The 17,603-nt window shown below is 58.1% G+C and carries 16 protein-coding genes and 3 tRNA genes; 17 read left to right on the plus strand and 2 right to left on the minus strand.

What is annotated here, in order from left to right:
• Window positions 1-309 carry a YhbY family RNA-binding protein gene (locus ACODTD_RS04510; protein WP_011332401.1) on the minus strand — a complete coding sequence of 103 codons (309 nt, stop codon included), beginning with the start codon at window positions 307-309 and terminating at the stop codon, window positions 1-3.
• 101 nt (window positions 310-410) lie between these two features.
• Here ACODTD_RS04510 and rlmE point away from each other — a divergent pair, with 101 nt between their 5' ends.
• From rlmE to ACODTD_RS04595, 17 genes are all read left to right on the plus strand, one after another.
• Window positions 411-1,040, plus strand: coding sequence for a 23S rRNA (uridine(2552)-2'-O)-methyltransferase RlmE (gene rlmE / locus ACODTD_RS04515; protein WP_489104562.1), 630 nt, complete (start codon window positions 411-413; stop codon window positions 1,038-1,040).
• A gap of 202 nt (window positions 1,041-1,242) precedes the next feature.
• Complete coding sequence (gene ftsH / locus ACODTD_RS04520; protein WP_285356218.1) at window positions 1,243-3,150, plus strand: ATP-dependent zinc metalloprotease FtsH; 1,908 nt, start codon at window positions 1,243-1,245, stop codon at window positions 3,148-3,150.
• Between the two features lie 8 nt (window positions 3,151-3,158).
• Window positions 3,159-4,010 (plus strand): dihydropteroate synthase, encoded by an 852-nt coding sequence (gene folP, locus ACODTD_RS04525; protein WP_201818983.1) that lies wholly within the window; start codon window positions 3,159-3,161, stop codon window positions 4,008-4,010.
• 16 nt (window positions 4,011-4,026) lie between these two features.
• A complete protein-coding gene (gene glmM, locus ACODTD_RS04530) occupies window positions 4,027-5,364 on the plus strand; it encodes a phosphoglucosamine mutase (protein ID WP_285356224.1) in 1,338 nt (445 codons plus the stop codon).
• Between the two features lie 65 nt (window positions 5,365-5,429).
• Window positions 5,430-6,185, plus strand: a complete 756-nt coding sequence (tpiA, locus tag ACODTD_RS04535; RefSeq protein WP_007953744.1) for a triose-phosphate isomerase — start codon at window positions 5,430-5,432, stop codon at window positions 6,183-6,185.
• A gap of 4 nt (window positions 6,186-6,189) precedes the next feature.
• Window positions 6,190-6,573, plus strand: coding sequence for a preprotein translocase subunit SecG (gene secG, locus ACODTD_RS04540; RefSeq protein ID WP_011332406.1), 384 nt, complete (start codon window positions 6,190-6,192; stop codon window positions 6,571-6,573).
• Window positions 6,574-6,595: 22 nt separating this feature from the next.
• Window positions 6,596-6,681 (plus strand) — tRNA-Leu (locus tag ACODTD_RS04545).
• 97 nt (window positions 6,682-6,778) lie between these two features.
• Window positions 6,779-6,855 (plus strand) — tRNA-Met (locus tag ACODTD_RS04550).
• Window positions 6,856-6,993: 138 nt separating this feature from the next.
• Entirely contained in the window at window positions 6,994-7,452 is a 459-nt protein-coding gene (rimP, locus tag ACODTD_RS04555) for a ribosome maturation factor RimP (protein WP_041475500.1), read from the plus strand.
• A 47-nt stretch (window positions 7,453-7,499) separates the two neighbouring features.
• Complete coding sequence (nusA, locus tag ACODTD_RS04560) at window positions 7,500-8,981, plus strand: transcription termination factor NusA (protein WP_003221546.1); 1,482 nt, start codon at window positions 7,500-7,502, stop codon at window positions 8,979-8,981.
• Between the two features lie 27 nt (window positions 8,982-9,008).
• Window positions 9,009-11,525, plus strand: coding sequence for a translation initiation factor IF-2 (gene infB / locus ACODTD_RS04565; protein ID WP_007953742.1), 2,517 nt, complete (start codon window positions 9,009-9,011; stop codon window positions 11,523-11,525).
• Window positions 11,526-11,684: 159 nt separating this feature from the next.
• Complete coding sequence (rbfA, locus tag ACODTD_RS04570; RefSeq protein ID WP_007953741.1) at window positions 11,685-12,086, plus strand: 30S ribosome-binding factor RbfA; 402 nt, start codon at window positions 11,685-11,687, stop codon at window positions 12,084-12,086.
• Window positions 12,087-12,090: 4 nt separating this feature from the next.
• Window positions 12,091-13,008, plus strand: coding sequence for a tRNA pseudouridine(55) synthase TruB (gene truB / locus ACODTD_RS04575; RefSeq protein WP_221615029.1), 918 nt, complete (start codon window positions 12,091-12,093; stop codon window positions 13,006-13,008).
• A gap of 141 nt (window positions 13,009-13,149) precedes the next feature.
• On the plus strand, window positions 13,150-13,419 hold the full coding sequence (gene rpsO / locus ACODTD_RS04580) for a 30S ribosomal protein S15 (protein ID WP_011332409.1): 270 nt from the start codon (window positions 13,150-13,152) through the stop codon (window positions 13,417-13,419).
• A gap of 194 nt (window positions 13,420-13,613) precedes the next feature.
• The gene (gene pnp / locus ACODTD_RS04585; protein WP_011332410.1) at window positions 13,614-15,719 is read left to right on the plus strand and encodes a polyribonucleotide nucleotidyltransferase; all 2,106 of its coding nucleotides are present in this window, start codon (window positions 13,614-13,616) and stop codon (window positions 15,717-15,719) included.
• Between the two features lie 131 nt (window positions 15,720-15,850).
• Window positions 15,851-15,926 (plus strand) — tRNA-Thr (locus tag ACODTD_RS04590).
• A gap of 234 nt (window positions 15,927-16,160) precedes the next feature.
• Entirely contained in the window at window positions 16,161-16,460 is a 300-nt protein-coding gene (locus tag ACODTD_RS04595; RefSeq protein ID WP_041475501.1) for a DUF6388 family protein, read from the plus strand.
• Between the two features lie 51 nt (window positions 16,461-16,511).
• Here ACODTD_RS04595 and nadC read toward each other — a convergent pair whose 3' ends face one another.
• The gene (gene nadC / locus ACODTD_RS04600) at window positions 16,512-17,360 is read right to left on the minus strand and encodes a carboxylating nicotinate-nucleotide diphosphorylase (RefSeq protein WP_011332412.1); all 849 of its coding nucleotides are present in this window, start codon (window positions 17,358-17,360) and stop codon (window positions 16,512-16,514) included.
• Window positions 17,361-17,603: the final 243 nt, after the last annotated feature.

Genomic DNA, 17,603 nt, shown 5'->3' on the forward strand with positions numbered 1-17,603 from the left:
TCACTTGAAACGATGGACGTTCGACAGCTGCTTGTTGACGCTGAAGTTCTTGCGGTAAATCAGTGCCATCTTGCCGATGACTTGAACCAGATCGGCCTTGCCGACCTTGCACAGCTCTGCAACGGACGCCAGGCGCGCCTCGCGATCGAGGATGTTGAGCTTGATCTTGATCAGCTCGTGATCTGCCAATGCGCGTTCGAGTTCGGCTAAAACACCCTCAGTCAAACCGTTGTCAGCCACAGTCAGAACCGGTTTCAGGTGGTGGCCAATGGATTTGTACTGTTTCTTCTGCTCTGGAGTGAGCGGCATAATCTGACCCTTTCGTCTGGATTCTGTAAAATGGCGGCCATTTTACCCGAGGGCTCGTGGATCCGCCCAATTAATCACGACCCTAATCAACGAGGTGCCCAATGGCGCGTTCCAAGACAAGCCTTGGTTGGCTGAAAAGACATGTCAATGACCCCTATGTGAAGCAGGCGCAGAAGGACGGTTACCGTTCGCGTGCGAGTTACAAGCTTCTGGAGGTCCAGGAAAAATACAAGCTGATCCGTCCGGGCATGAGCGTCGTTGACCTGGGTGCGGCGCCTGGCGGCTGGTCTCAAGTCACCAGTCGGCTGATCGGTGGCCAGGGGCGATTGATCGCCTCGGACATCCTGGAGATGGACAGTATTCCGGATGTGACCTTTATCCAGGGTGACTTCACCGAGGATGCAGTGCTCGCTCAGATCCTTGAGGCTGTGGGTAATTCGCAGGTGGACCTTGTGATTTCCGATATGGCCCCCAATATGAGTGGTACGCCTGAAGTGGACATGCCAAAAGCCATGTTCCTTTGCGAGCTGGCGCTTGATCTGGCGGAACGGATACTCAAGCCGGGTGGCAATTTCGTGATCAAGATTTTTCAGGGCGAAGGGTTCGATACTTACCTGAAGGATGCTCGTAAGAAGTTCGACAAGATCCAGATGATCAAGCCGGACTCCTCTCGTGGCAGCTCTCGCGAGCAGTACATGCTGGCTTGGGGCTACCGCGGTCGTAGCGAGTAAAACGAGGTTTTTTGGCGGGGCGATAGGTTTTTCATATTTCGCCCCGCGCGCATAAGCGAATATTGTGTAGAAAGTGTTTCACAAAGGGTTACAGACGGCGCCTGCCAGAGCTGTAGGTAATGTAGTAAGTTAGGCCGGTGAATATCATGCGAAGCGCGCGCCAGTAGCGGAGCTTGCTTCAGAGGGTAGTTAATTGAACGATATGGCAAAGAATCTGATCCTGTGGTTGATCATCGCGGCTGTCCTGGTGACGGTGATGAACAACTTCTCCAGCCCTAACGAGCCGCAGACCCTCAACTATTCCGACTTCATCCAGCAGGTCAAGGATGGCAAGGTCGAGCGCGTGGCCGTCGACGGCTATGTGATTACCGGCAAGCGCAACGATGGCGACAGCTTCAAGACCATTCGTCCGGCAATTCAGGACAATGGCTTGATTGGCGACCTGGTCGACAACCACGTTGTAGTAGAAGGCAAGCAGCCTGAACAGCAAAGCATCTGGACCCAGCTTCTGGTAGCCAGCTTCCCGATCCTGGTGATCATCGCGGTGTTCATGTTCTTCATGCGCCAGATGCAGGGCGGTGCGGGTGGCAAGGGCGGGCCGATGAGCTTTGGCAAGAGCAAGGCGCGTCTGCTGTCCGAAGATCAGGTGAAAACCACCCTGGCTGACGTTGCCGGTTGCGACGAAGCGAAGGAAGAAGTGGGTGAGCTGGTCGAGTTCCTCCGTGATCCGGGCAAGTTCCAGCGCCTGGGCGGCCGCATTCCTCGCGGCGTGCTGATGGTTGGCCCTCCGGGTACCGGTAAAACCTTGCTGGCCAAGGCGATTGCCGGCGAAGCCAAGGTGCCGTTCTTCACCATTTCCGGTTCCGACTTCGTCGAAATGTTCGTCGGTGTCGGTGCGAGCCGCGTTCGTGACATGTTCGAACAGGCCAAGAAGCACGCTCCATGCATCATCTTCATTGACGAGATCGACGCCGTTGGTCGCCATCGTGGCGCCGGCATGGGGGGCGGTCACGACGAGCGCGAACAGACTCTCAACCAGTTGCTGGTCGAGATGGACGGTTTCGAAATGAATGACGGCATCATCGTCATTGCAGCGACCAACCGTCCTGACGTGCTGGACCCTGCTTTGCTGCGTCCGGGTCGTTTCGACCGTCAGGTGGTGGTCGGCTTGCCGGACATCCGTGGTCGCGAGCAGATCCTCAAGGTTCACATGCGTAAAGTGCCAATGGGTGACGATGTCGCTCCGGCCGTTATCGCACGTGGCACGCCGGGTTTCTCCGGTGCCGATCTGGCGAACCTGGTCAACGAGGCTTCTTTGTTTGCTGCCCGTGCCGGCAAGCGCATCGTCGAAATGAAGGAGTTCGAACTGGCCAAAGACAAGATCATGATGGGCGCCGAGCGCAAATCCATGGTCATGTCCGAGAAGGAAAAGCAGAACACCGCTTATCACGAAGCAGGCCACGCCATTGTTGGCCGCGTCGTGCCCGAGCATGATCCGGTCTACAAGGTGTCGATCATCCCGCGCGGTCGTGCGTTGGGTGTGACCATGTTCCTGCCGGAAGAGGATCGCTACAGCCTGTCCAAGCGTGCGCTGATCAGTCAGATCTGCTCGCTGTACGGCGGCCGTATTGCCGAAGAGATGACTTTGGGCTTTGACGGTGTAACCACGGGTGCTTCCAACGACATCATGCGTGCGAGTCAGATTGCGCGGAACATGGTGACCAAGTGGGGTCTGTCGGAAAAACTGGGTCCGTTGATGTACGCCGAAGAAGAGGGTGAAGTATTCCTCGGTCGCGGCGGTGGCGGTCAGAATGCCAGCTTCTCAGGTGAGACAGCCAAGCTGATCGACTCCGAAGTGCGCAGCATCATCGATCAGTGCTACGGCACCGCCAAACAGATACTCACGGACAACCGCGACAAGCTCGATGCCATGGCGGATGCCCTGATGAAGTACGAGACGATCGATGCCGAGCAGATCGACGACATCATGGCCGGTCGTACACCGCGCGAGCCTCGCGACTGGTCGGGTGGTACCGGTACTGGCACGCCGCCTGTCATTCAGGGCGAGCGTTCGGAAACACCGATTGGCGGCCCGGCTGCCGACGTTTAAGGTTTGAAATGACTTCTGTACAGTCCCTGACCCGGTTGCCTTGCGGCAACCGGGTTCTTGATTTGGCCCGGACGCACGTCATGGGCATTCTCAACGTAACTCCCGATTCCTTTTCCGACGGTGGCCGATACAGCCAGCACGATGCTGCCTTGCGTCATGCAGAAGCCATGGTTGCAGCGGGTGCGACGCTGATCGATGTGGGCGGGGAGTCGACCCGTCCGGGCGCGCGGGCAGTTTCTCCATTGGAGGAGCTGGAGCGCGTCGCTCCTGTCGTCGAGCTGATCAATCGCGAACTGGATGTGGTCATATCGGTCGATACGTCCACTCCGGCGGTCATGCGCGAAACAGCGCGTTTGGGTGCCGGCTTGATCAACGACGTTCGTTCGCTACGGCGGGATGGCGCGCTTGATGCGGCGGCGGCCACGGGATTGCCCGTGTGCCTGATGCACATGCTCGGCGAGCCTGGCGACATGCAGGATGATCCGCGTTATCAGGATGTCACCCGGGAAGTGGGTGAGTTTCTTGCTGAACGCATGGCTCGGTGTGAGGTGGCAGGCATTCCGGCCGAGCGGATCGTTCTCGATCCGGGCTTCGGCTTCGCCAAAACCCTGCAGCACAATCTAAGCTTGTTCAAGCATATGGAAGCCCTGCATGCGCTGGGGCGGCCACTGTTAGTGGGCGTTTCGCGCAAAAGCATGATCGGTCATGCGTTGAATCGCCCTGTAGGTGAGCGTCTTTACGGTGGTCTGGCATTGGCTGCCCTGGCATCGGTGAAAGGTGCGCGTATATTGCGCGTCCATGATGTGGCGGAAACGGTGGACGTGGTGCGAATGCTCGCAGCCGTGGAATCAGCCGAATAAGAATGATGGAGCACTTATGAGCAAGAAATACTTTGGTACTGACGGCATTCGTGGTCGTGTCGGGGAATACCCGATCACTCCGGACTTCATGCTCAAGCTCGGCTGGGCTGCCGGCATGGCCTTTCGCAAGATGGGCGCCTGCAAGGTGCTGGTCGGCAAGGACACGCGGATTTCCGGTTACATGTTCGAATCGGCACTTGAAGCTGGCCTGACATCTGCCGGCGCCGATGTAATGCTGCTCGGCCCGATGCCGACTCCAGCTATTGCCTACCTGTCGCGGACCTTCCAGGCTGAGGCCGGGATCGTGATCAGTGCATCGCACAATCCGCATGACGATAACGGCATCAAGTTTTTCTCCGGCAAGGGCACCAAGTTGCCCGATGAGCTGGAGCTGATGATTGAAGAGCTGCTCGATACGCCAATGACCGTTGTCGAGTCGAGCAAGATCGGCAAGGTGTCGCGCATCAATGATGCGTCAGGCCGCTATATCGAGTTCTGCAAGAGCTCCGTGCCGACTGGCACCAGTTTCTCCGGCCTGAAGATCGTCATCGACTGCGCACACGGTGCCACTTATAAGGTAGCGCCGAGTGTTTTTCGTGAGCTGGGTGCCGAGGTCGTTGTTCTGTCGGCTCAGCCTAACGGTCTGAACATCAATGACAACTGTGGCTCCACGCACATGGGCCAATTGCAGGCGGCGGTGTTGTCCGAGCATGCGGATCTGGGTATCGCCTTCGACGGTGATGGTGATCGGGTGCTGATGGTCGACCACACCGGGGCGATAGTCGATGGTGACGAGCTGATTTTCATCATCGCGCGCGATCTGCATGAGCGAGGCAAATTGCAGGGCGGTGTGGTCGGTACGCTGATGAGCAATCTGGGCCTGGAGTTGGCTCTGGCGGATCTGGGTATTCCTTTTGTGCGTGCAAATGTCGGCGACCGCTATGTGATTGCCGAATTGCTGGAGCGCGATTGGCTGGTCGGGGGCGAGAACTCCGGACATGTCGTTTGCTTCAACCACACGACGACTGGCGATGCGATCATTGCGGCGTTGCAGGTGCTGATGGCATTGAAAACACGCAACGAAGGTCTGGCGCAAACTCGTCAGGCCCTGCGTAAGTGTCCTCAAGTGCTGATCAACGTGCGCTTCGGCGGTGGCGACAGCCCGCTGGAGCACCCGGCTGTCAAGGAAGCGAGCGCTCGCGTAACCCAGGCGATGGCGGGTCGTGGTCGCGTGCTTTTGCGCAAGTCCGGAACAGAGCCTCTGGTGCGTGTGATGGTCGAAGGCGAGGACGAATCCCAGGTTCGTGGCTATGCCGAGGAACTGGCAAAACTGGTAACTGAAGTTTCTGCCTGATTCGGCTTGCCAGCCATGATTGTGTTGGGTAACATCTGCGCCCACTTTGACCGACGAGGTACAGCATGCGTCGCCCTATGGTAGCTGGTAACTGGAAGATGCACGGTACCCGCGCCAGCGTCGCTGAGCTGATCAACGGCCTTCGTCATCTGGCCTTGCCAAGCGGTGTTGATGTCGCGGTATTCCCGCCTTGCTTGTATATCAATCAAGTGATTGATGGCTTGAAAGGTAAATCGATTTCGGTTGGTGCGCAGAATTCTGCGGTGGAATCCATGCAAGGTGCCTTGACGGGCGAGATTGCGCCGAGTCAGTTGGTGGATGCAGGTTGTTCCCTGGTGCTTGTCGGGCACTCCGAGCGTCGCCAGATCATGGGCGAGCGAGACGGAATGCTGAATCGCAAGTTTGCAGCGGCGCAGGCATGTGGCTTGATTCCGGTGTTGTGTGTAGGGGAGACCCTGGAGCAGCGCGAAGCCGGAAAGACTCTTGAGGTTGTCGGGCGTCAGCTGGGCAGTATCATCGAGGAGCTGGGTGTCGGTGCTTTTGCCAATGCGGTGATTGCTTATGAGCCGGTCTGGGCGATTGGTACCGGGCTGACTGCAACGCCGCAGCAGGCTCAGGATGTGCATAAGGCCATTCGTGAGCAGTTGGCGGCAGAGAATTCTGAAGTGGCACGAGGTGTGCGACTTCTATACGGCGGCAGCGTGAAGGCGGCCAATGCGGTCGAACTGTTCGGCATGCCGGATATCGATGGGGGGCTCATTGGTGGGGCTTCCCTGAATGCAGATGAGTTCGGTGCGATTTGTCGCGCCGCGGGAAACTGAAAAAATGCTGGAAACAGTCGTAGTCGTTTTTCATCTGCTGGGTGCATTGGGCGTAGTTGCTCTGGTTTTGCTGCAGCAGGGTAAAGGTGCGGACGCTGGCGCGTCTTTCGGAGCAGGTGCTTCAAATACTGTGTTCGGAAGCCAAGGTTCCTCTACCTTTCTTAGTAAGTTTACTGCTATACTTGCCGCCGGTTTCTTCATAACCAGCTTGGGGTTAGGGTACTTTGCTAAAGAGAAGGCTCATCAGCTGACTCAAGCAGGTTTGCCAAACCCGGCAGTGTTGGAAGTTCCAAAGCAACAACCGGCTTCTGATGATGTCCCGGTGCTTCAAGAGCAAAAGTCGGCTACTCCAGCGACTGACGTACCTCCAGCTCAAGAGCAGAAGTAAGAAGGGTTTCAAACGTAGTATTGCCGAGGTGGTGGAATTGGTAGACACGCAACCTTGAGGTGGTTGTGCCCATAGGGTGTAGGGGTTCGAGTCCCCTTCTCGGTACCAATTAGTCAGGAGAGCCCGCTGTTGCGGGCTTTCTTGCAGGTGGAAGGTTACATTGACCCTATAAGGGATCGGTCGTATACTTCCGCCCCAGCTTTGTCGCGGGGTGGAGCAGTCTGGTAGCTCGTCGGGCTCATAACCCGAAGGTCGTCGGTTCAAATCCGGCCCCCGCAACCAGTTTAAGGAGCCCCTTTTAAGGGGCTTTTTGTTAGCTGGACACTTTCAACGCCGCTGTTCGACGGCGTTTCAAGGATGGGCGTTTCGCCCATTTTTTTATTTTGCATAGCATGCACATACATGCACGAGGGGGTTCAGGTGTCGAGCAAGCTAGAAGAGTTGCAGGCCTTGTTGGCCCCGGTGGTCGTGGCCCTAGGCTATGAATGCTGGGGTATTGAGTTTTCGGCTCAAGGTCGCCACTCAATGTTGCGCGTTTATATCGATAAGGAAGGCGGCGTACTGGTGGACGATTGCGCCATCGTCAGCCGTCAGATCAGCGGTGTGCTGGATGTTGAAGATCCGATTTCCGTTGAATACACCCTTGAAGTTTCCTCGCCAGGCATGGAACGCCCACTGTTCACTCTTGAGCAGTTTGCCAAATATGTCGGTGAACAAGTGAAGATCAAGCTGCGCTCGCCTTTTGAAGGTCGACGCAACTTTCAGGGCCTTCTGCGCGGTGTAGAAGAGCAGGACGTCGTGGTGCAGGTGGAAAACCATGAGTTCCTGTTGCCGATCGATATGATCGACAAGGCCAACATTATTCCCAGTTTTGACTGAGACGCGGATCCCGCGGATCCAATGGCTTGCGAAAGGCGAGGCGTACGATGAGCAAAGAAGTACTGCTGGTTGTTGAGTCGGTATCCAATGAAAAGGGTGTACCGGCAAGCGTAATTTTTGAAGCGCTGGAGCTGGCTCTGGCCACTGCTACCAAAAAGCGTTTTGAAGACGAAGTTGATCTGCGTGTGGAAATCAACCGCCACACCGGTTCCTACGAAACATTCCGTCGCTGGACGGTCGTCGAAGAGAATGATCTCGATGATCCGGCCATCGAAACCTGGCCGAGCAAGGTTGCTGAAACGCACCCTGGCGCCAAGGTTGGCGACGTCGTTGAAGAAAAGATCGAGTCCATCGAGTTCGGCCGCATCGCTGCGCAGACCGCCAAGCAGGTCATCGTGCAGAAAGTGCGCGAAGCCGAACGCGCTCAAGTGGTTGACGCTTATCGCGAGCGCCTCGGAGAAATCATCTCCGGCACCGTGAAGAAAGTGACCCGCGACAACGTGATCGTCGACTTGGGTAATAACGCTGAAGCGTTGCTGGCCCGTGAAGACATCATTTCTCGCGAAACCTTCCGTGTTGGCGTGCGTCTGCGTGCGCTGCTCAAGGAAATCCGCACCGAGAACCGCGGTCCTCAGCTGATCCTGTCGCGTACCGCGCCGGAAATGCTGATCGAGCTGTTCCGTATCGAAGTGCCGGAAATTGCTGAAGGTCTGATCGAAGTCATGGCCGCATCCCGTGATCCGGGTTCGCGTGCCAAGATCGCTGTCCGTTCCAAGGACAAACGCATCGACCCGCAAGGCGCGTGCATCGGTATGCGCGGTTCGCGCGTCCAGGCCGTGTCGGGCGAGTTGGGTGGCGAGCGTGTCGACATCGTCCTTTGGGACGATAATCCGGCTCAGTTCGTGATCAATGCCATGTCGCCGGCAGAAGTGGCGGCCATCATCGTTGACGAAGATGCCCATGCCATGGACATCGCCGTTGGCGCAGACAATCTGGCTCAGGCCATCGGTCGTGGTGGTCAGAACGTGCGTCTGGCGAGCCAGCTGACTGGCTGGACCCTGAACGTGATGACCGAATCGGACATCCAGGCTAAGCAGCAAGCGGAAACCGGCGACATCCTGCGCAACTTCATCGACGAGCTGGAAGTCGACGAAGAACTGGCTCAGGTGCTGGTAGACGAAGGCTTCACCAGCCTGGAAGAGATTGCCTACGTACCGTTGGAAGAAATGCTCAACATCGACGGCTTTGACGAAGACATCGTCAACGAGCTTCGCGCTCGTGCCAAGGATCGCTTGTTGACCAAAGCCATCGCTACTGAGGAAAAGCTGGCAGACGCCCATCCGGCCGAAGACCTGCTCTCGCTTGAGGGTATGGACAAGGATTTGGCGATGGAACTGGCGGTGCGCGGCGTAATTACCCGCGAAGACCTGGCCGAGCAGTCTATTGACGACCTGCTCGACATCGACGGCATTGACGATGATCGTGCCGGCAAGTTGATCATGGCCGCCCGAGCCCACTGGTTCGAGTAATTAGGCGCGGCCTGAGGAGAGAAGTGCATGACGCAAGTCACGGTGAAACAACTGGCCGATGAGGTCAAAACACCGGTAGAGCGCCTGTTGCAGCAGATGCGTGAGGCAGGTCTGCCGCACACCGCCGCCGAAGAAAATGTGACTGACAGTGAGAAGCAATCCCTGCTGACCCACTTGAAAAGCAGCCACAAGGCGAAAGTGGAAGAACCACGCAAGATCACGCTGCAGCGTAAAACCACCAGCACCCTGCGTGTGGCTGGCAGCAAAAGCATCAGCGTTGAAGTCCGCAAGAAGAAAGTTTTCGTACAGCGTAGCCCGGAAGAAATCGAAGCCGAGCGCAAGCGTGAACTGGATGAACGTCGCGCAGTAGAAAATGCTGCCCGTCAGAAGGCTGAAGAAGAAGCCCGCGTGCGCGCCGAAGAAGAAGCGCGTCGCCAGCCTGCTGCGCCGTCCGCTCCTGCCGAAGCCGTCGCTGCACCTGCGCCAGTGGCCGAACCAGTGCGCGAAGCCGCGCCGGTTGTGGCTGCTGCCCCAGCTGCCGACACTCGCAAGCGTGACGAGCAGCGCCGCCCGGACAAACCACGTGCCGACGACAACAACCGTCGTGGTGGTGGTGATGGCGAGCGCAAAAACGCTCCGCATCGCGCATCGGTCAAGGAAAAGGCTCCGGCGCCACGTGTGGCGCCACGCACGACCGACGAAGAAAGCGATGGCTTCCGTCGCGGCGGTCGCGGCAAGGCCAAGCTGAAGAAACGCAACGCCCACGGTTTCCAGAGCCCGACCGGCCCTGTCGTGCGTGAAGTGAAGATCGGCGAAACCATCACTGTTGGCGATCTCGCCCAGCAGATGTCGGTCAAGGCTGCCGAAATCATCAAGTTCATGTTCAAACTGGGTACTCCAGCGACCATCAACCAGGTGCTTGATCAGGAAACTGCTCAACTGGTAGCCGAAGAACTGGGCCACAAAGTGACTCTGGTCAGCGACACCGCCCTGGAAGATTCCCTGGCCGAGTCCTTGAAGTTCGAAGGTGAAGCGGTTCCTCGTGCGCCGGTTGTGACCGTAATGGGTCACGTTGACCACGGTAAGACCTCGCTGCTCGACTACATCCGTCGTGCCAAGGTAGCTGCTGGCGAAGCCGGCGGTATCACCCAGCACATTGGTGCATACCACGTTGAAACCGAACGCGGCATGGTCACTTTCCTCGACACCCCGGGTCACGCCGCGTTTACCGCCATGCGTGCCCGTGGTGCCAAGGCGACCGACATCGTGATCCTGGTGGTTGCGGCGGACGACGGCGTGATGCCACAAACCATCGAAGCGGTTCAGCACGCTGTTGCTGCCGGCGTTCCGCTGGTGGTTGCGGTGAACAAGATCGACAAGCCGGGTGCCGATCTCGATCGCATCCGTAGCGAACTGTCGGCCCACGGCGTGACCTCTGAAGACTGGGGTGGCGACACTCCATTCGTTCCGGTTTCCGCGAAGATGGGTACCGGCGTCGACGAACTGCTCGAAGCTGTATTGCTGCAGGCTGAAGTTCTCGAACTGACCGCCACGCCTTCGGCTCCTGGCCGTGGTGTCGTGGTTGAATCTCGTCTCGACAAGGGCCGTGGCCCGGTGGCGACTGTTCTGGTTCAGGACGGTACGCTGCGTCAAGGTGACATGGTGCTGGTCGGCTCGAACTATGGCCGCGTGCGCGCCATGCTCGACGAGAACGGCAAGCCGATCAAGGAAGCGGGCCCGGCCATTCCGGTCGAGATCCTCGGCCTGGACGGTACGCCTGACGCTGGCGACGAGATGAGCGTGGTTGCCGACGAGAAGAAAGCCCGTGAAGTGGCTCTGTTCCGTCAGGGCAAGTTCCGCGAAGTCAAACTGGCTCGCGCTCACGCCGGCAAGCTGGAAAATATCTTCGAAAGCATGGGTCAGGAAGAGAAGAAGACGCTCAACATCGTCCTCAAATCCGACGTCCGTGGTTCGCTGGAAGCTTTGCAGGGTGCTCTGAACGGCCTGGGCAACGACGAAGTGCAAGTGCGCGTGGTCGGTGGCGGCGTCGGTGGTATCACCGAGTCCGATGCCAACCTGGCACTGGCTTCCAACGCTGTACTGTTCGGCTTCAACGTGCGTGCCGATGCCGGCGCACGGAAGATCGTCGAGCAGGAAGGTCTGGACATGCGTTACTACAACGTGATCTACGACATCATCGAAGACGTCAAGAAAGCCCTGACCGGTATGCTTGGCAGCGACGTTCGCGAGAACATCCTCGGTGTGGCCGAAGTCCGTGACGTGTTCCGTTCGCCTAAGTTCGGCGCTATCGCCGGCTGCATGGTGATCGAGGGTACTGTCCACCGTAACCGTCCGATCCGTGTACTGCGTGAAGACATCGTTATCTTCGAAGGCGAGCTGGAATCCCTGCGCCGCTTCAAGGATGACGCTTCCGAAGTACGTGCCGGCATGGAGTGCGGTATCGGCGTGAAGAGCTACAACGACGTCAAAGTCGGCGACAAGATCGAAGTCTTCGAGAAGGTTCAGGTTGCTCGCAGCCTCTGACTCGCGCACTTCAAGGGCCACGTCGGGCCGCCGCATGCAAGTGCGCGGCACGGCGTCAGGACTCTAAACGCAACGCCCGGTCTGGCTTTTGTCAGGCCGGGCGTTTGCCGCTTTCAGACCTTGCGGGTTTCACCGCAGGGCAGTAACAGGTAACAAATCATGGCAAAAGAATACAGCCGTACCCAACGTATCGGCGATCAGATGCAGCGTGAGCTGGCCCAGCTGATCCGTCGTGAAGTCAAAGACCCGCGCGTCGGCCTGGTCACCATTACCGCTGTGGAAGTCAGCCGTGACGTCGGTCACGCGAAGATCTTCATCACCGTGATGGGGCAGGACAACGCCGAAGACATCGCGCAAAGCATCAAGGTGCTCAACGCTGCCGCCGGTTTCCTGCGCATGCAGCTCGCCCGCGAAATGAAGCTGCGCAGCGTGCCGCAATTACACTTCCACTACGACGAAAGCGTCGTGCGGGGTGCGCACCTGTCGGCCCTGATCGAGCGCGCCGTGGCTGAGGACAATCAGCACGTGGCTGCGGCAGAACCCGAAGACACCAAGGAGTAACTCGGTGGCTCAGGTCAAACGTATCCGTCGTAATGTCAGCGGCATCATCCTGCTCGACAAGCCGCTGGGGTTCACCTCCAACGCCGCGTTGCAGAAGGTTCGCTGGCTGCTCAACGCCGAGAAGGCCGGTCACACCGGCAGTCTCGACCCACTGGCTACTGGCGTGCTGCCGTTGTGCTTTGGCGAGGCGACCAAGTTCTCGCAGTACCTGCTCGATTCCGACAAGGGTTACGAAACCCTGGCGCAACTGGGCAAGACCACCACCACGGCGGACGCCGAAGGTGAGGTTTTGCAGGAGCGTCCGGTGACCGTTGGTCAGGCCGACGTTGAAGCGGTTCTGCCGAAATTTCGTGGGCAAATCAGTCAGATACCGCCGATGTACTCGGCTCTCAAGCGTGATGGCCAGCCCCTGTACAAGTTGGCCCGTGCAGGCGAAGTAGTGGAGCGCGAACCGCGTTCTGTTACTATTGCGCGCTTGGAATTGCTGGCCTTCGAAGGCGATACTGCGCGTCTTGCGGTGGATTGCAGCAAGGGCACCTATATTCGCACCTTGGTGGAGGATATCGGTGAGCAACTCGGTTGTGGTGCGTACGTCGCTGAACTGCGTCGTACCCAGGCCGGGCCTTTCACCCTGGCGCAGACCGTGACTCTCGAAGAGCTGGAAGCGGTACATGCCGAAGGCGGCAACGAAGCGGTCGATCGCTTCCTGATGCCATCGGACAGTGGCCTGCAGGATTGGCCGTTGTTGCAGTTCTCGGAAGCGAGCGCGTTCTACTGGCTCAACGGCCAGCCGGTACGTGCCCCGGATGCTCCGAAGTTCGGCATGGTGCGGGTACAGGATCACAACGGTCGCTTCATCGGTATCGGTGAAGTGAGCGAAGACGGGCGCATCGCGCCGCGTCGACTGATTCGGTCAGAATGACCGGAAACCGGTCTGTGTAACAGCAGGCCGGCGAGTGTGGCTGTCAACAGGCACGGTCACTACTCATTTATAGATACAGGGATTTGTCCCTGGCCTGTTGAAACTGTTTTTGAAACAGTTTCCTGATAAAAGGATTGCCTCATGGCTCTCGACGTTCAAGAAAAAGCTCAAATCGTTGCCGACTACCAGCAAGCTGTTGGTGACACTGGTTCGCCAGAAGTGCAAGTTGCACTGCTGACCGCCAACATCAACAAACTGCAAGGTCACTTCAAGGCCAACGGTAAAGACCACCACTCCCGTCGTGGTCTGATCCGCATGGTTAACCAGCGTCGCAAGCTGCTGGACTACCTGAAAGGCAAGGACGTGAGCCGTTACAGCGCTCTGATCGCTCGCCTGGGTCTGCGTCGCTAATCAGCGATTGCGCTATGAGGTTGGTTGTCTGTCAGACGTCAGCGGGTTTCCGCCGGCGTCCGGCAGGCTCCCAGCCTCAAGTTTTATCTGGATACACGTTTTACCCTGGACAGGCGTCGGGCCGATTCCCGGCATTGCCCAAGAATTTCGCAAGAAACCAGTTCCCCCAAGAGCCACAAAGAAGGTAGGACACCGTGAACCCGGTAATCAAAAAATTCCAGTTCGGTCAGTCGACCGTTACCCTCGAGACTGGCCGTATCGCCCGTCAGGCCTCCGGCGCAGTATTGGTCACCGTTGACGACGACGTCAGCGTATTGGTGACCGTAGTCGGTGCCAAGCAAGCCGATCCGGGCAAGGGCTTCTTCCCTCTGTCCGTTCACTACCAGGAAAAGACTTACGCTGCCGGTAAGATCCCTGGCGGTTTCTTCAAGCGTGAAGGCCGTCCTTCCGAGAAAGAAACCCTGACTTCCCGACTGATCGACCGTCCGATCCGTCCGCTGTTCCCGGAAGGTTTCATGAACGAAGTGCAGGTTGTCTGCACCGTCGTTTCCACCAGCAAAAAGACCGATCCGGACATCGCTGCGATGATCGGTACCTCGGCTGCCCTGGCGATCTCCGGCATTCCGTTCGATGGCCCGATCGGCGCCGCTCGCGTGGCTTTCCACGAAAGCACCGGCTACCTGCTGAACCCGACTTACGAGCAGCAAGCTGCTTCGAGCCTGGACATGGTTGTTGCCGGTACTTCGGACGCTGTGCTGATGGTTGAATCGGAAGCCAAAGAGCTGACCGAAGACCAGATGCTGGGCGCGGTACTGTTTGCTCACGACGAGTTCCAGGTCGTCATCAACGCCGTTAAAGAACTGGCTGCCGAAGCAGCCAAGCCAACCTGGACCTGGGCACCTGCTCCAGAAGCCACCGAGTTGCTGGCCGCTATCCGTTCCGAGTTCGGCGAAGCGATCTCCCAGGCTTACACCATCACCATCAAGGCCGACCGTTATGCGCGTCTGGGCGAGCTGCGTGACCAGGTTGTGGCCAAGCTGTCCGGTGAAGAAGGCCAGCCTTCGGCTGCCGACGTCAAAGCCGCTTTCGGTGAAATCGAATACCGCACCGTTCGCGAAAACATCGTTAACGGCAAGCCACGTATCGACGGTCGCGACACCCGCACCGTACGTCCGCTGAACATCGAAGTCGGCGTTCTGCCGAAGACTCACGGTTCGGCACTGTTCACCCGTGGCGAAACCCAGGCTCTGGTCGTCGCGACGCTGGGCACCGCCCGTGACGCACAGCTGCTGGACACCCTGGAAGGCGAGAAAAAAGATCCGTTCATGCTGCACTACAACTTCCCTCCGTTCTCGGTGGGCGAGTGTGGTCGCATGGGTGGCGCCGGTCGTCGCGAAATCGGTCACGGCCGTCTGGCCCGTCGTTCGGTTTCGGCCATGCTGCCTGCCGCTGACGTGTTCCCGTACACCATCCGTGTGGTATCGGAAATCACCGAATCCAACGGTTCGAGCTCGATGGCTTCCGTTTGCGGCGCTTCCCTGGCCCTGATGGACGCGGGTGTTCCGATGAAGGCACCGGTTGCCGGTATCGCCATGGGTCTGGTTAAAGAAGGCGAGAAGTTCGCCGTCCTGACCGACATCCTGGGCGACGAAGACCACTTGGGCGACATGGACTTCAAGGTAGCCGGTACCGCCAAAGGTGTGACCGCGCTGCAGATGGACATCAAGATCAAGGGCATCACCGAAGAGATCATGGAAATCGCTCTGGGCCAAGCCCTGGAAGCGCGCCTGAACATCCTCGGCCAGATGAACCAGATCATCGGCCAGTCGCGTACCGAACTGTCGGCCAACGCTCCGACCATGATCGCGATGAAGATCGACACCGACAAGATCCGTGACGTTATCGGTAAGGGCGGCGCGACCATCCGTGCGATCTGCGAAGAAACCAAGGCTTCGATCGATATCGAAGACGACGGCTCGATCAAGATCTTCGGCGAAACCAAGGAAGCGGCTGAAGCAGCACGTCAGCGCGTTCTGGGTATCACCGCTGAGGCCGAGATCGGCAAGATCTACGTCGGCAAGGTTGAGCGCATCGTCGACTTCGGCGCATTCGTCAACATCCTGCCGGGCAAGGACGGTCTGGTTCACATCTCGATGCTGAGCGACGCTCGCGTAGAGAAAGTGACCGATATCCTGAAAGAAGGCCAGGAAGTGGAAGTGCTGGTACTGGACGTGGACAACCGCGGTCGTATCAAGCTGTCCATCAAAGACGTGGCAGCTGCCAAGGCTTCGGGCGTTTAATCACCCCGCAGCTCTAGCGCAATGAAAGATGCCCCGCCGTGAAAACGGCGGGGCATTTTTTTTGTCCATGAAATATCGAGTCATTCGGCGAAGTTGCCGACCCGCAAGACCAGTGCTAGGTTTAGCCCACCGCCCGTGTAGCTCAGCCGGTAGAGCAGCGCACTCGTAACGCGAAGGTCGCAGGTTCGATTCCTGTCTCGGGCACCACCTCTCCCTAATCCTTTTAAACCGGCATTTATGTTCCACAGGTCAACTTTTTGTGGGAGAGATGTAAAGAGCCGTGTAATTCGTCATGCAAACGTCCTATATTCGGTGCCTGCATGAGCATCGCTTAGCAGTTTTCAGATGATCCCGAATGGTTCCGAAGGCCGGACAGTCCGCGTCAGAGAGATCCTTGATGATCCAGATCCATCCTCCATTCCCATGATCAGCGAGAACGCCATGACCGAATTAACTCAAGAGCAACGTCACGAAGAAGCGCTAAGAAAATACATCCTGGATGTTCCGGATCTGCAGGAAGAGATCAAGGACCTGAGTCCCGATGATCAGAAAGACCAGATCCAGTGGGCGTTCGAAGACGAAGCCGAAGCCCAGGGCCTGCAACCTTGGGAGTTGACCCTCAAGTACACCAGTACGCCTGAAGAGTTTGAGGCCAAGCGTCTGGAGCTGCACAAGGAAGCGGCTGAAGTGCTGGGTGTCGAGTGGGAAGAGTACTGCGAGATGAACAATCTGGTGGTCTGAAACAAAAACGCCAGCCTCGAAAGGGCTGGCGTTTTTTATTGCGTGATCGACTCAGATGCTCAGGCGCATCGACAGGTCCACAGCCTTCACATCCTTGGTCATCGCGCCGATCGAAATGTAGTCCACCCCGGTCTGTGCGATCGGCAGCAGCGTGCTTTCGTTGATGCCGCCACTGGCTTCCAGTTTTGCCTTGCCGGCGTTCAGGCGCACGGCTTCGCGCATGTCATCGAGGCTCAGTTCGTCGAGCATGATGATATCGGCACCGGCGGCCAGCGCTTCTTTCAGTTCCTCCAGACTTTCCACTTCGATTTCCACCGGCTTGCCCGGGGCAATCTTGTGCGCAGCGGCAATGGCTTGTGGGATGCCACCGCTGGCGGCGATGTGGTTTTCCTTGATCAGGAACGCGTCGTACAGGCCGATGCGATGGTTATGGCAACCGCCGCAGGTGACCGCGTATTTCTGCGCCAGACGCAGGCCCGGCAGGGTCTTGCGGGTGTCGAGCAGTTTTACCGAGGTCTCGGCGACGAAGTCCGCCAGGTATTGCGCGCGGGTCGCCACGCCCGACAGCAATTGCAGGAAGTTCAGGGCGCTGCGCTCGCCGGTCAGCAGCGAACGGGCCGGGCCTTCCAGATGAAACAGCGGCTGATTCGGCGAAACCCGTTCGCCATCGCGCACCTGCCAGTGCACCGCCACCCGCGGATCGAGCTGGCGGAACACCGCATCGACCCAGGCTGTGCCACTGATGACGGCGGCGTCGCGGGTGATGATGGTGGCTTTGGCCAGGCGTTCGGCCGGGATCAGTTGCGCGGTGATGTCGCCGCTGCCGATGTCTTCGAGCAACGCACGGCGCACGTTGGCTTCGATTTCGGCGGTCAAATCGGCGAGACGTAGATTCGGCATAACGGGCTCCACAAACTAAGTGGCCCGATTATAGGGGCATGGCGTCGGCCAACCCAAGGCGAGAACAGCCAGGCAGCGCTGCATCCGGTCGATTTTCTTTGAGCAAACCCGTTTCTGTCGTGGTCACTGCAAGGTGTTGGCGCATAGGGGAAACCCTGACGGCTCTGGCGCCGGGGACAACTTTTGCAAGATAATCCGCCTTGCATTTGACGCCATGACTTTGACGTCGGCGAATCACCGTTT

Source organism: Pseudomonas sp. FG35 (assembly GCF_057809295.1).